This window comes from Bradyrhizobium sp. SZCCHNR1098 (assembly GCF_032489375.1).
Lineage (GTDB): Bacteria > Pseudomonadota > Alphaproteobacteria > Rhizobiales > Xanthobacteraceae > Bradyrhizobium.
The window spans coordinates 45,309-59,583 of record NZ_JAUEXY010000016.1 but is presented as its reverse complement, the minus strand read 5'-3'; the positions used below and the strand labels follow the sequence as shown (position 1 = coordinate 59,583).

The following is a 14,275-nucleotide window of genomic DNA, read 5'->3' as shown; positions in this document are numbered from 1 at the left end:
ATCGGCGATTTCCGCGGCCATTCCGCAACGAACGTCGGACGAGGAGCGCCCGGTCCCTAGCTCGCCGCCGTCCCATTCTCCGCCGTCTCGTTCCTGAACGCCGCCGCGAACAGCGCGCGGGTGTAGTCGGTCTTCGGCGCCTTGAACAGCTCGACCGCCGGCCCCTCCTCCACGACCTTGCCGTTGCGCATCACGATCAGATGGGAGGCGAGGGCGGCGACCACGCGCAGATCGTGCGAGATGAACATGTAGGTCAGCTCGCGCTTGCGCTGCAGATCGCGCAGGAGATCGACCATCTGCGACTGGAACAGCATGTCGAGCGCCGAGGTCGGCTCGTCCAGCACGACGAAGCTCGGCTCGAGCACGACCGCGCGGGCCACCGAGATGCGCTGGCGCTGGCCGCCGGAGAATTCGTGCGGATAGCGGAAGCGCGTCTCCGGATCGAGCCCGACCTCCTTGAGCGCCTTGACGACCTTGGCCTCGCGCTCCTCATCCGTCAGTTTCGGCTGATGCACGCTCAGTCCCTCGGCGATGACGTCGCCGACCGACATGCGCGGGCTCAAGGCGCCGAACGGATCCTGAAACACGATCTGCATGTCGCGGCGAAACGGGCGGACCTCCTTGAAGGACAGCCCCTGCAGCTCCTTGCCGAGGAAGACGATGAGGCCGTCGGAGGAAATCAGCCGCAGCAGCGCCAACCCGAGCGTGGTCTTGCCCGAGCCGGATTCCCCGACGACGCCGAGCGTCTCGCCCTTGCGCACGGCAAGGCTGACGCCGTCCACGGCCTTGATGTGACCGACGGTCGAGCGAAAGAAGCCGCGCTTGATCGGAAACCAGACCTTGAGATCCTTGGCCTGCATGACCACCGGCGAATCGGGTCGCGGCGGCGCCGGGTCCGGCTTCGGCTCGGCGGCGAGCAGCGCCTTGGTGTAGGGATGAGCCGGCGCGGTGAACACCTGCTCGACCGGGCCCTGCTCGACGATCTTGCCGCCGTTCATGACGCAGACCCGATCGGCGATGCGGCGGACGATGCCGAGATCGTGGGTGATGAACAGAAGGCTCATGCCGAGGCGTGCCCGGATATCGGCGAGCAGCGCCAGGATCTGCGCCTGCACGGTGACGTCGAGCGCGGTGGTCGGCTCGTCGGCGATCAGCAGAGCCGGCTCGTTGGCGAGCGCCATCGCGATCATCACGCGCTGGCGCTGGCCGCCGGAGAGCTGATGCGGATAGCTGCCGAGCCGCGTCTCCGGCTCGGGAATGCCGACCTGGGTCAAGAGCTCGAGCGTGCGCGTCCGCGCCGCACTGTTCGAGATCGGCCGATGCAGTTGCAGGATCTCGCCGATCTGCCGCTCGATCGTGTGCAGCGGATTGAGCGAGGTCATCGGCTCCTGGAAGATGATGGAGATGTCGCTGCCGCGGATCTCGCGCATCTCGCGTTCGGACAACGGCAGGAGATCGCGGCCCTTGAAATGGATGCTGCCCGACGGATGTGAGGCGACCGGATAGGGCAGCAGCTTCAGCACCGACAGCGCGCTGACCGACTTGCCCGAGCCGGACTCGCCGACCAGGGCGACGCACTCGCCGCGCTTGATCTCGAACGAGACATGGTCGACGGCGGTCGACAGGCGGCCCTGCTGATGAAAGGCCACCGAGAGATCGCTGACCGAGAGCAGCGGCTGGCTGATCGCATCCATGTCGGTCACCTGAACGTCTTGCGCGGGTCGAACGCGTCGCGCACGGCCTCGCCGATGAAGATCAGCAGCGACAGCATGATCGCGACGGAGAAGAAGCCGGTGAGACCGAGCCACGGCGCCTGCACGTTGGACTTGGCCTGCGACAGCATCTCGCCCAGCGACGGCGATCCCGGCGGCAGGCCGAAGCCGAGGAAGTCGAGCGCGGTCAAGGTCATCACCGAGCTCGACACGATGAAGGGCAGGAACGTCATGGTCGCGACCATCGCGTTCGGCAGGAGATGGCGGACCATGATGACGGCATTGGAGACGCCGAGCGCGCGCGCCGCCTGGATGTACTCGAAATTGCGGCCGCGCAGGAATTCAGCCCGCACCAGGCCGACCAGCGAGACCCATGAGAACAGCAGCATGATCCCGAGCAGCGTGAAGAAGCCGGGCACCAGCACCGCGGACAGGATCAGGAGCAGATAGAGATAGGGAATGGCGTTCCAGATCTCGATGAAGCGCTGGAACAGAAGATCGACCCAGCCGCCGAAATAGCCCTGCACGCCGCCGGCGGCGATGCCGATGATCGAGGAGAAGAACGTCAGCGACAGACCGAACAACACCGAGATGCGGAAGCCATAGATCAGCCGTGCGACGACGTCGCGGCCCTGGTCGTCGGTGCCGAGCCAGTTGTATTCGAGATCCCGGCAGCTCTTCAGCCCCTTCTTCTCGACCACGGGTTTGCACTGTGCCTCCGTCAGCATCCAGGTCGGCGGCGATGGCGCCGGCGTCGGCAGATCGAGATTGTGCGTGGCGTAGGAGTAGCGGACCAGCGGCCAGACCACCGTGCCGCCCTTGTCCGCAATCAGCTTCTGCAAATACGGATCACGATAGTCCGCGGCGGTCTCGAAGTCGCCGCCGAATGCCGTTTCCGGATAGGTGACGAACGCCGGGAGATAAAGGTGGTCGTCGAACTTGATCAGGAACGGCCGGTCGTTGGCGATCAGCTCGGCGAACAGCGAGACGATGAACAGAAACAGAAACAGCCACAGCGACCAGTAGCCGCGGCCGTTGGCCTTGAAGTTCTGCCAGCGGCGCTGATTCAGCGGCGACGGCCGGAAACGATGCCGCGTCGGCGGCACAGCCTCGCCGAGCGGAGCCTGCGCCGTGGTCTCGACCGGAGGGGGGGCCGTGATCGTCATCAGACCTCCCGCGCCTCGAAGTCGATCCGCGGATCGATCCACATGTAGGTCAGATCCGAGACCAGGTTGATCGCGAGGCCGAGCAGCGAAAAGATGAAGAGATTGCCGAACACGACAGGATAATCACGATTGAGAATGCTCTCGAACGAGAGCAGGCCGAGCCCATCCAGCGAGAAGATCGTCTCGATCAGCAGCGAGCCGGAAAAGAACGCGTGGATGAAGGTGCCGGGAAAGCCGGCGATCACGATCAGCATGGCGTTACGGAAGACGTGGCCGTACAGCACCTGGTTCTCGCTGCAGCCCTTGGCGCGCGCCGTCATGACATATTGCTTGCGGATCTCGTCGAGGAAGGAGTTCTTGGTCAGCAGCGTCATGGTCGCGAAGGCGCCGAGCGCCATCGACACCAGCGGCAAAGTGAGATGCCAGAAATAGTCGATGATCTTCCAATACCACGGGAAGTCCGACCAGCCATCCGAGGTCAGCCCGCGCAGCGGGAAGATGTTGAGGAACGAGCCGCCAGCGAACAGGATGATCAGAAGGATCGCGAACAGGAAGCCCGGAATGGCGTAGCCGACGATGATCACGGCGGAGGTCCAGACGTCGAAGCGCGAGCCGTCCTGCACCGCCTTGCGAATCCCCAGGGGAATCGAGATCAAATAGGTCAGCAAGGTCATCCAGAGGCCGAGCGACATCGACACCGGCAGCTTCTCCTTGATGAGCTGCAGCACGCTGGTGTCACGGAAATAGCTCTTGCCGAAATCGAAGCGCGCGAAGTTCCAGACCATCAGCGCGAACCGCTCCGGCGCCGGCTTGTCGAAGCCGAACTGCTTTTCGAGCTGCTTGATGAAGGCGGGATCGAGCCCCTGCGCGCCGCGATATTTCGAGTTCAGCTCGCCGCCGGATCCGACCTGTCCCGGCGGACGCGCGCCGAAATCCGAACCGCTGCCGCCTGAAATGCGGGAGGTGCCGCCGGTGTCGGCGCCGGTCAATTGCGCGATGACGCGCTCCACCGGACCGCCCGGCGCGAACTGCACCACGACGAAGGAGATGAAGAGGATCCCGAGCAGGGTCGGGAGCATCAGCAAGATGCGACGGGCAATATAGGCAGCCATGAACTACTTCGCCTGCTCCAGCTTTGCGGCCTTGGCGGCATCGTACCACCAGATGTCGGGGGCGCCGACGCCCGAGGCGTATTTCGGCGGCTTCGGTGGATGGTCGAATTGATCCCAATAGGCGATCGGGTGGGTCTGGCGATACCATTGCGGTATCCAGTAGTGGCCGGCGCGGAACACGCGGTCGAGCGCCCAGCAGGCCAAGGTCAGCTCGCTGCGGCTCTCCGCGGCGATCGCCTTGGCAACCAGCGCGTCGATCGCGGGATTGCTGATCCCTGCGAGATTGTAGGAGCCCTTGGTCTTTGCCGTGTCCGAGGTGAAGTAAGCCCTGAGGCCGTCGCCGGGGGTCGGCGACATCGACATACGTTGAATGGCGATGTCGAAGTCGAAGTCCTCGACCCGCGCGCGATATTGCACGGCGTCGACGATGCGCAACTCGGCGTCGATGCCGAGCGTCTGCAGGTTCTTGATCAGGGTGCCGTGGTGCGGCTTGAACGAGACCTCGTCGATCAGGAACTCGATCGCGAACACCTCGCCGGACGGCAGCAGTCGCTTGCCGTCCTTGACCGGCAGGCCGGCCTGCTGCAAGAGCTGCATGGCCTTGCGCAGCAGCGCGCGATCCTGGCCGGAGCCGTCCGAGACCGGCGGCACGAACGGCTCGCCGAACACATCGTCAGGCACCTGGCCGCGGAACGGCTCGAGCAGCTTCAGCTCTTCCGCCGACGGCGGTCCGACCGCGACCATGTCGGAATTCTGGAACGGCGACACGGTGCGCGCATAGGCGCCGTACATGATGGTCTTGTTGGTCCATTCGAAGTCGAACGCGTAGGTCAACGCCTGGCGGACGCGCGGATCCCGAAACTTGTCGCGGCGGGTGTTGATGAACCAGCCCTGCCCGCCCGACGGCGTCTCGTCCGGCAAGAGCTCGCGCTTGACGCGGCCGTCCTTGATCGCCGGGAAATCGTAGCGCGTCGCCCAGATGCGCGAGGTGAACTCCTCGCGGAACAGATAGCTCTTGGCGGTGAAGCCCTCGAAGGCGACGTCGCGATCGCGATAGAACTCGTAGCGCACGATGTCGAAATTATACATGCCACGGCTGACCGGCAGGTCGGCCGCCCACCAGTCCTTGACGCGCTCGAACTCGACATAGCGGTTGATCTCGTACTTGCCGACCTTGTACGGCCCCGAGCCGAGCGGCACATCCAGCGGCCCCTCGTCGAAGGCGCGGTTGGCGTACCAGGCCTTCGAGAAGATCGGCAGGGTCACGACATAGAGCGGCACATCGCGCGCGCGCTTCTCGACGAAGCTCACCACGACCGTCGCATCGTCGAGCGCCTCGGCCTTCACGAAATCGCGCAACTGCACGACGATCAGCGGATGGCCCTTCTCCTTCAAGGTATTCAGCGAGAAGGCGACGTCGTGGGCCGTGATCTTGGACCCGTCGTGAAAGCGCGCCTCGGGACGCAGCGTGAAGCGATAGGTCAGCTTGTCCGCTGATATCGCGACGGACTTCGCGACCAGGCCATAGACCGCATCCGGCTCGTCGCTGGCGCGCACCATCAGCGACGCGAACGTCATGTCCATGCCCTGCGCGCCCTCACCTTTCAGGACGTAGGCATTGAACGAGTTGAAGGTCTGATAGGACTGGTTGTAGGCGCGCACCGACGGGATCAGCGAGAACATCCCGCCCTTCGGCGCATCCGGATTGACGTAATCGAAATGGTGGAAATCGGCCGGGTATTTCAGGTCGCCGAACGCCGACGTGCCGTGCGAGTCTGCGCCGAACTCCGCGGCCATGGCCGGCCTCAGGAGGGGGACGCTGAGCGCGCCGAGCCCAAGCCCGAGCACGCCACGGCGCGACAGATGCGGGAGCCCGGTCAAGAGCGCTTCACCTTGGCAGCCTTGTCGGCGTCGTACCACCACAGATTCGGCCAGCCGGACCGCGCATATTTCGGGAACGGCGTGAAATGGCTGAAGCGGTCCCAGCGTGCGCTGCGGGCAAATGGATAGGTGAACTGCGGAACGACGTAGAAATTCCAAAGCAGCACCCGGTCGAGCGCATGCGTTGCCGCTTCGAGAGAGGCGCGATCCTTGGCGTAGATGATCTTCTCGATCAGCGCGTCGACAGCGGGGTTCTTGATGCCAATCGTGTTCTTCGAGCCGGACTCGTCGGCGGCCTTGGAGCCCCAGAAATCGCGCTGCTCGTTGCCGGGCGACAGCGACTGCCCCCAGACATCGATGATCATGTCGTAGTCGAAGGTGCGCACCCGGTTCTCATACTGGACGTTGTCGACCTGGCGTACCGTCACCGCGACGCCGAGGCGCTCCAGCGACGGCTTGTAGAACAGCACGATGCGCTCGGACGACGGGTCCTGGACCAGCAGCTCGACCGTGACCGGCTTGCCGGCGGGATCGACGAGCTTGCGGTCCTTGATCTCGAAGCCTGCGTCCTTCAGCAGCTTGGTGGCCTCGCGCAGATTGGCGCGAACGTTCTCGGGATTGCCGCCCACCGGGGCCTGGTAGACCGTGGTGAACACGTCCGGCGGCACCTTGTCGCGCAGGCCCTCGAGGATCTGCAGCTCCTGGCCCTGCGGCAGCCCGGAGCAGGCCAGATCCGTGCCTTCGAAGTAGCTGTTGATGCGCTTGTACTGGCCGTAGAACAGCTGCTTGTTCATCTCCTCGAAATCGAAGGCGTAGTTGAAGGCGCGCCGCAGCCGCGCATCCTGGAATTGCGGACGCCGCAGGTTGAAGGCGAAGCCCTGCATGCGGCCGGAGTCGCTGATCGGGAATTCGTCCTTGACCACGCGCTTGTCGTTGATGGCCGGGAAGTCGTAGGCCGTGGCCCACTGCTTGGCCGAGTTCTCGTTGATCCAGTCGGCCTGGTCGGCCTTGAAGGCTTCGAGGGCGACGATGTTGTCGCGGAAGTATTCGAACTGCAGCTCGTCGAAATTGTTCTGGCCGATCTGGACCGGCAGGTTGGCGCCCCAATAGTCCTTGACGCGCTCCATCTTGATCGAGCGTCCGGGCACGAACTCCTTGATGCGATACGGGCTCGACCCGAGCGGCGGCTCCAGGGTGGTCGCGGTGACGTCGCGCTTGCGGCCCTGCGCGTCGGTGCCTTCCCACCAGTGCTTCGGCAGCACCAGCAGCTCGCCGACGATGTGCGGCAGCTCGCGATTGCCCGGACCATCGAAGGTGAACTTGACCTCGAGATCGCCGGTCTTCTCGGCCTTCACCACATGACGATAGTAGGATGAGTAGTGCGGGCTGTTCTTCTTCAGGGACTCGAGCGAGAAGATGACGTCCTCGGGCGTCACCGGCTTGCCGTCGTTCCAGCGCGCTTCCTTGCGCAGGCGGTAGATGACCCAGGAGTAGTCGTCCGGATAGGCCGCCGACTCGGCGAGCAGGCCGTATTCGGTCGACACCTCGTCCTGCGACCGCGTCATCAAGGTCTCGTAGACCAGCCCCGCCGCGGACGCGATGTTGCCCTTCACATACATCACGACGATGTTGAAATTGTCGAAGGTCCCGAGCGAGATCATCCGCGCGACGCCGCCTTTCGGCGCATCCGGATTCACGTAGTCGAAGCGCTTGAAGTCCGCCGGATACTTGATCTCGCCGAACAGCGACAGGCCGTGGCGCCAGACCAGCTGCTCGCCGGCCTGCGCCCGGGCGGCGTCGAGAGGGGCAAGGCTGGCCGCCGTGCCGAGCGCCGGGGTCATCGCAGCGAGCACGCTGCTCTGCAGGAGCTGTCGTCGGGTAATCGTCAAATGAGACTTCCTCTGAATAAGACCGCTTGAAGCAGGTGGTAGCCGTGGCCGCTGCTGCTCCCAGATCCAACGTCTGATCGTAACCCAATTCGCAAGGGCAGGTTTCGCCGGCCTCAGCGAGGTGCTCCCGCGAACCCGTTCCATTCAGGGGACCAATATACGGCAAGGTTTCGACCAATAACCTTGCTTTTTCCTCATGATACCGGGTTGTGAACGAGGTGGATGCGACCAAAGGTCCCAAATGCGGCGAAATTCGCCCCGCAAAGCAAAACGGCCGGGCTTGGGGCCCGGCCGTCGGAAATTGGTGGGTCAGCAGCCGATCACTTGGCTGCGGTGGGCAGCGGCGCCGGGCTGTCGGCCAGCGAGTTCAGATAGGCCAGCACGTCGGCCCGCTCTGAGTCCTTCTGGATACCGGCGAAGCCCATCGCGGTGCCCGGGATGTAGCCCTTCGGATTGGCGATGAACTTGTTGAGGTCGTCGATCGTCCAGGTGCCACCCTTGGCCTTCATCGCCGCCGAGAAGTTGAAGCCGCGGCCTTCGCCGATCTTGTCGCCGACGATGCCGTAGAGGTTGGGGCCGACGCCGTTCTTCTCGCCCTTCGCGAAGGTGTGGCAGGCCGCGCACTTCTTGGCGGCGGCGGCGCCCTTCTCGACCGAGGCGGTCTGCAGCAGCTTCTCGATCGGCTCGGCCGCGGCCGGCGCCGCGCCACCCTTGGCGGCGCCCTCGGCCTCCTTCACGGCGATCTCAAAACCCGGCTTCTCCGGCATTTTCGGCGCGAAGATCGCGCCAGCGGAGAAGCTCGTGACCAGCACGACCAGACAGGCAGCCAGCACGGCGCCGATGATTTTGTTCAGTTCGAAGGAGTCCATCTTGGAATCAGGCTCCGAGGGCGGATTTCATTGTTCTGTCGGAGGCCGCGAGGCCGCGACCGCGAATCGCCCCAGGACTCGAGATAAGGACTCGTCAAGGCATCGAGCGGAATCGAGCCGTCGCGCCTCCCCCTGCGGCAGAAGTGAGATATCGGTTTGCCCGTGCTCTGGCAACCCGTATAAGCGGGCGGCTTTCGCTGTCCCCATCCAGTCCGGCCCGCGCTGTTGCGACCGGCTCCGACCTGCCGTTCCCGGATGACCAAATCCCGAATTCTCGTGCTGATCCCCGCCCGCATGGCGTCGACCCGCCTGCCGGGCAAGCCGCTGCTCGACATCGCCGGCCAGCCGATGATCGTGCAGGTGCTCCGGCGCGCGCAGGAGGCCGCGATCGGCCGGGTGGCCGTGGCAACCGACACGCCCGAAATCGCCGCGGCCGTCGCCGCGGCGGGCGGCGAGGTGGTGATGACCAGGCCGGATCATCCCTCCGGGTCAGACCGCATCTACGAGGCCATGTGCAAGCTCGACCCGGCCCGCGAGGCGGAGATCGTGGTCAATCTGCAGGGCGACTTCCCGACCATCGACCCGCAGAACATCAGCGACGTGCTGCCCCCGCTCGAGGATCCCGCCGTCGACATCGCGACCCTTGCCGCGCAGATCCACACCGAGGAGGAGAGCCTCAATCCGAACGTCGTCAAGGCGGTCGGGTCGCCTCTCGGCGGGCGGCGCATGCGCGCGCTGTACTTCACCCGGGCCACGGCGCCGCATGGCGACGGACCGCGCTACCATCATATCGGCCTCTACGCCTACCGCCGGGCGGCGCTGGAGCGCTTCGTCAGCCTGCCGCCGTCGCCGCTGGAGCAGCAGGAGAAGCTGGAACAGCTGCGGGCGCTGGAAGCCGGCATGCGCATCGACGTGATGGTCGTCGACGCCGTGCCCCGCGGCGTCGACACCCCGGCCGATCTCGAAACCGCACGCCGGCTGCTGTCCAAGACCTAAGCTGCTACAAGGCCCCACATGAGCAAGATCTTGAAAATCGCATTCCAGGGCGAGCCGGGAGCCAATTCCCACATCGCCATCTCCGAGGCCTATCCAACCGCCGAGGCCATGCCCTGCGCAACCTTCGAGGACGCGCTGAGCGCGATCTCCTCCGGCGAGGCCGACCTGGGCATGATCCCGATCGAGAATTCGGTCGCCGGCCGTGTCGCCGACATCCACCATCTGCTGCCGGCCTCGGGCCTCTACATCATCGGCGAGTGGTTCCTGCCGGTCCGCCACCAGTTGATGGCGCTGAAGGGCACCAAGCTCGCCGACATCAAGACCGTCGAGAGCCACGTCCACGCGCTCGGCCAGTGTCGCCGCATCATCCGCCAGCTCGGCGTCCGGCCGATCGTGGCCGGCGACACCGCCGGCAGCGCGCGCGACGTCTCCCAGCGCGGCGACAGGAGCGTCGCGGCGATCGCCTCGCGGCTGGCGGCCGAGATCTACGGCCTCGACATCCTCGCCGAGGACATCGAGGACGAAGCCCACAACACGACGCGTTTCGTGGTGCTGGCGCGCCAGGAGCAGTGGGCGGAGCAGAATTCCGGGCCGCTGGTCACGAGCTTCGTGTTCCGCGTGCGCAACCTGCCGGCCGCGCTCTACAAAGCGCTCGGCGGCTTCGCCACCAACGGCGTCAACATGACCAAGCTCGAAAGCTACATGGTCGACGGCAACTTCTTCGCCACGCAATTCTATGCCGATGTCGACGGCCACCCGAACGACAAGGGCCTCGCTTTCGCGCTGGAGGAGCTGAAGTTCTTCTCCCGCGAGCTGCGCATCGTCGGCGTCTATCCGGCGCACCCGTTCCGGGCGACATTCAGCGAGCGGATGGAGTGATCGGACCGTCATCTCGCGGCTCCAGATAGGCCGCCAGCTCGGCCGGCGTTCCCATCGGGAACGCCTGCTTCAGATGGTCGAGAAAGGCGGAGACGCGCGCGCTCAACAGCCGCCGCGACGGATACAGCGCCCACAGCGCAACCGCTGGCGCGTCGAGATCCGCCCACTGCACGAGCCGGCCTGCAGCGAGGTCGTGGCTGGCGAGCGAGAGCGGCAGGCATGCGGCGCCGACGCCGGCACGGACCGCATCGCGCACCATGATCAGCGATGACAGCCGCAGGATCGGATCGATTGCGATGCGCGATCGTCCCGTTGCAGCCGTGACGTCCCACGCTGCGATCTGCTCGGTGCTGCGAACGACAGCAGGAACGAGCGCGCCGTCCGCCGGCCTCGTCAGGGCTGGGCTCGCCACGACCACCATCTGGTCGCGCAGGAAGATGCGCCCGACCAGCCTGTCATCGGGATCGGGATTGACCCGGATCACCAGATCATAGCCCTCCTCGACCATGTCGACGGCCCGGTCGTCGGTCGTCACGTCGAGCCGGACCTCGGGATATCGAAGCGCGAACGACGCGGCGAGCTTGCCCATCGCGGTTTGCGAGAACAGCAGCGGCGCGCTGATCCGCAGGCGGCCGCGCGGCGTGTCGCCGCCCGAGGAGATCGCAGCCACGGTCTCGTCGAGCTCGGTGAGCAGCGCGCCCGCCCGCTCGAACAGCGCCCGCCCCTCCTCGGTCAGCTTCAGCGCGCGCCCGCCGCGCTCGATCAGCCTGATGTCGAGGCTCGCCTCCAGCTCGGCGACCCGGCGCGACAGCGTCGCCTTGGGGCGACCGCTGGCGCGGGCGGCGCGGCCAAAGCCGCCGTGACGGGCGACCAGTGTGAAATCGGCGAGCGCCAGCAGATCCATCTGTTCCGCCAATGAGACGACCTGTCCATTTATAGCGTCTATTGGCTCGCATGTGGATCGCTATTTTCGGGGTGTCTCAACAACCAACCCGGAGTGATCCCATGACCATCCTCGTCACCGGCGCCACTGGAACCGTCGGCCGTCACGTCGTCGACCAGCTCATCAAGCGCGGCGCCGATGTCCGCGCCCTCGTCCGCGATCCTGCGAAGACCAGCTTTCCGGCAGGCGTCGCGGTCGCGCAGGGCGACCTGCTGGACGTCGATTCGCTGCGCAGCGCGTTCTCGGGTGTTTCGACCCTGTTCCTGCTCAACGCCGTCACGCCTGATGAATTCACCCAGGCGCTGGTCGCACTCAACGTTGCCCGCGAGGCCGGCATCGCGCGGATCGTCTATCTCTCGGTGATCCACAGCGACGTCTACGTCAACGTGCCGCACTTCGCCGGCAAGTTCGCCGTCGAGCGGATGATCGAGCAGATGGGCCTGAACGCCACCATCCTGCGCCCGGCCTACTTCATGACCAACGATCTCACGATCAAGGACGTCGTGCTCGGCTACAGCATCTACCCGATGCCGATCGGAGCCAAGGGCCTTGCCATGATCGACGTCAGCGACATCGGCGAGATCGCAGCGATCGAGCTGATCCGCCGCGAGCAGTCAGCCGTGCCGCTGCCGCTGACACGCATCAACCTGGTCGGTCCGGACACGCTGACCGGCGCTGATGCCGCTGCGATCTGGTCTGACGTGCTGGGCCGCACGATCGCCTATGGCGGCGACAACGCCAGGCAGTTCGAGACCAGCCTCCGGCAGGTCATGCCGAGCTGGATGGCGTTCGACATGCGGCTGATGGCCGAGCGCTTCCTCACCGACGGCATGGTGCCTGAGGCCGGCGACGTCGCGCGCCTGACGGCGCTGCTGGGTCGTCCCCTGCGCTCCTATCGCGACTTCGTCGCTGACATCGCGACCGCCGCCTGACGGCAACAAGCCCTGATCATCCACCAAAGCCAAACTGTGGGGCGCCTCCGCGGACGCGTCCCATGCCAAGTCTCAGGAGGTCATCATGACCCATTCCTCACGCGATAGCGCCAATGGCGCGAAGCCGAACATCCTGGTTCTCGGCGCGACCGGCGGCACGGGCCGGCTGATCGTGCGCGAGGCGCTGGCGCGCGGCGACAATGTCACCGCGCTGGTGCGCTCGCCGGGGAAGGCCGGCGATCTGCAAGGCGCGCATCTGATCGTCGGTGACGCCCGCGACGAAGCGACGTTGCGGAAGGCGCTGAAGGGTCAGGACGCCGTCATCAGTGCCTTGGGCACGCCGGCCGGTCCATTCCGGGAGGTGACGCTGCTCTCGACCGTGACGCGCTCGCTGGTCGACGCAATGCGGGCCGAGCGCGTCTCGCGGCTGGTTGCCATCACCGGAATTGGCGCCGGCGACAGCGCCGGGCACGGCGGCTTTCTGTTCGACCGGCTGATCTTTCCGCTGCTGCTGCGCAAGGTCTACGCCGATAAGAATCGGCAGGAGGCGATCATCGGCAATAGCGGGCTCGACTGGGTGGTCGTTCGTCCCTCGGTGCTGAACGACAAGCCGGGCGGACACACAGTGCGCGCGCTGACGGATCTCACCGACTTTCATGGCGGCACGATCGCGCGGGCCGACGTCGCGCGCTTCGTCCTGGATCAGGTGAGCGACGACAGCTTCCTGCATCGCTCGCCCCTGATCACGTGGTGAGACCAGCGACGCGCGGCGTCGATGCTCACGCCGCCGCCTTCCGCTCCAGGCCGAAGGCGTCGGCAAGCAGGCTGTAAGAGCGCTTGCGGGCGTCGTGGTCGAAGGTCGCCGTGATCACCATCAGCTCGTCGGCCTGGCTTGCCGCGATCATCGGATCGAGCTTGGCTCGCACCGTCGCCGGGCTACCCACGAACAGCCGCGACCGGTTGCGTGCGATCGAGGCGCGGTCCGCGTCTGTATACATGGTGGCCGCCGCCTCCTCGGGGCTCGGCAGCGGCAGGAACTGGCCGCAGTCGCGCCGCAGGCGGTTGAGGTCCATCGACGACGCCAGCCGCTCAGCCTCGGCGTCGGTCTCGGCCGTCACCACCGCGACCGCCAGGATCGCATGCGGCTGCGAGCGCCAGCGCGACGGCGTAAAATGCGCGCGGTAGGTTCGCATCGCGTCGACGGCATCGTGGCTGGCGAAATGATGCGCGAAGCCAAACCCCATGCCGAGTTGCGCCGACAGCTCGCTGGAATAGTCGCTGGAGCCGAGCAGCCAGATCGGCGGCAGCGGCGCATCGTCGGGCATGGCGATGACGTTGTTGTAGGGATGACCGGCAGGGAACTCGCGGGTCTCCCACAGCATCAGCTCATGCAGCCGCTCCAGGAAGTCGTCGCCCTCGCGGCGGTCGAGCCGGCTGCGCAGCGCATAGGCCGTGGTGCCGTCGGTGCCGGGCGCGCGTCCCAGACCGAGATCGATCCGGCCGGGAAACAGCGCCTCCAGCATCTTGAAGCGCTCGGCGACCACCAGCGGCGCGTGGTTGGGCAGCATCACGCCGCCGGAGCCGACGCGGATGTGCTGCGTCACCGCCGCGATCTGCCCGATCATGATGTCGGGCGACGGGCTCGCCACCGACGGCAGGCTGTGATGCTCGGCCAGCCAATAGCGGACATAACCGAGCTGATCGACATGGCGGGCCAGATCGATGCTGTTGCGCAACGCCGCCGACGGCCTGGTGGCCGTGGTGGTGACGGAGAGGTCGAGGACGGAAAGCGGGATCATTGGCTCAACCTAATGCCTGCGCGTCGCGCCACAATGGGCTGACCGCGACCGTGACCTGCCACGAATGCAAAGATCGACCGCAACGAAGTTGGGACAT

The 14,275-nt window shown here is 65.7% G+C and carries 12 protein-coding genes; 4 read left to right on the top strand and 8 right to left on the bottom strand.

Annotated elements, in window-relative coordinates; all coding sequences use genetic code 11:
• Positions 1 to 56: 56 nt before the first annotated feature.
• The 6 genes from QX135_RS28120 to QX135_RS28095 all read right to left on the bottom strand — a co-directional run bounded on the left by QX135_RS28120 (position 57) and on the right by QX135_RS28095 (position 8,629).
• On the bottom strand, positions 57 to 1,694 hold the full coding sequence (locus tag QX135_RS28120) for an ABC transporter ATP-binding protein (protein WP_316181670.1): 1,638 nt from the start codon (positions 1,692 to 1,694) through the stop codon (positions 57 to 59).
• A 5-nt stretch (positions 1,695 to 1,699) separates the two neighbouring features.
• Positions 1,700 to 2,878, bottom strand: coding sequence for an ABC transporter permease (locus tag QX135_RS28115; RefSeq protein ID WP_316181672.1), 1,179 nt, complete (start codon positions 2,876 to 2,878; stop codon positions 1,700 to 1,702).
• Entirely contained in the window at positions 2,878 to 3,990 is a 1,113-nt protein-coding gene (locus QX135_RS28110; protein WP_315734646.1) for a microcin C ABC transporter permease YejB, read from the bottom strand. Before QX135_RS28110 ends, QX135_RS28115 begins: the two co-directional genes overlap by 1 nt.
• Positions 3,991 to 3,993: 3 nt before the next feature.
• Entirely contained in the window at positions 3,994 to 5,871 is a 1,878-nt protein-coding gene (locus QX135_RS28105; RefSeq protein ID WP_316181675.1) for an extracellular solute-binding protein, read from the bottom strand.
• Positions 5,868 to 7,712 carry an extracellular solute-binding protein gene (locus tag QX135_RS28100; RefSeq protein ID WP_316181717.1) on the bottom strand — a complete coding sequence of 615 codons (1,845 nt, stop codon included), beginning with the start codon at positions 7,710 to 7,712 and terminating at the stop codon, positions 5,868 to 5,870. Before QX135_RS28100 ends, QX135_RS28105 begins: the two co-directional genes overlap by 4 nt.
• 368 nt (positions 7,713 to 8,080) lie before the next feature.
• Positions 8,081 to 8,629, bottom strand: a complete 549-nt coding sequence (locus tag QX135_RS28095) for a c-type cytochrome (RefSeq protein ID WP_315734650.1) — start codon at positions 8,627 to 8,629, stop codon at positions 8,081 to 8,083.
• A gap of 255 nt (positions 8,630 to 8,884) precedes the next feature.
• Here QX135_RS28095 and QX135_RS28090 point away from each other — a divergent pair, with 255 nt between their 5' ends.
• Together QX135_RS28090 and QX135_RS28085 are read left to right on the top strand one after the other, a co-directional pair.
• Complete coding sequence (locus tag QX135_RS28090) at positions 8,885 to 9,625, top strand: 3-deoxy-manno-octulosonate cytidylyltransferase (protein ID WP_315783707.1); 741 nt, start codon at positions 8,885 to 8,887, stop codon at positions 9,623 to 9,625.
• A gap of 18 nt (positions 9,626 to 9,643) precedes the next feature.
• Positions 9,644 to 10,504, top strand: coding sequence for a prephenate dehydratase (locus tag QX135_RS28085; RefSeq protein WP_315734654.1), 861 nt, complete (start codon positions 9,644 to 9,646; stop codon positions 10,502 to 10,504).
• On the opposite strand, the gene QX135_RS28080 is transcribed toward QX135_RS28085, so the two are convergent.
• The gene (locus tag QX135_RS28080; protein WP_316181678.1) at positions 10,485 to 11,408 is read right to left on the bottom strand and encodes a LysR family transcriptional regulator; all 924 of its coding nucleotides are present in this window, start codon (positions 11,406 to 11,408) and stop codon (positions 10,485 to 10,487) included. The two genes, QX135_RS28085 and QX135_RS28080, sit on opposite strands and share 20 nt — an antisense overlap.
• Before the next feature lie 101 nt (positions 11,409 to 11,509).
• On the opposite strand from QX135_RS28080, the gene QX135_RS28075 reads away from it, so the two are divergent.
• Positions 11,510 to 12,379 (top strand): NmrA/HSCARG family protein, encoded by an 870-nt coding sequence (locus tag QX135_RS28075; protein ID WP_316234386.1) that lies wholly within the window; start codon positions 11,510 to 11,512, stop codon positions 12,377 to 12,379.
• An 85-nt stretch (positions 12,380 to 12,464) separates the two neighbouring features.
• Entirely contained in the window at positions 12,465 to 13,133 is a 669-nt protein-coding gene (locus QX135_RS28070) for an SDR family oxidoreductase (RefSeq protein ID WP_316234385.1), read from the top strand.
• 25 nt (positions 13,134 to 13,158) lie between these two features.
• On the opposite strand, the gene QX135_RS28065 is transcribed toward QX135_RS28070, so the two are convergent.
• Positions 13,159 to 14,178, bottom strand: coding sequence for an LLM class flavin-dependent oxidoreductase (locus QX135_RS28065; RefSeq protein WP_316234384.1), 1,020 nt, complete (start codon positions 14,176 to 14,178; stop codon positions 13,159 to 13,161).
• Between the last annotated feature and the right edge of the window lie 97 nt (positions 14,179 to 14,275).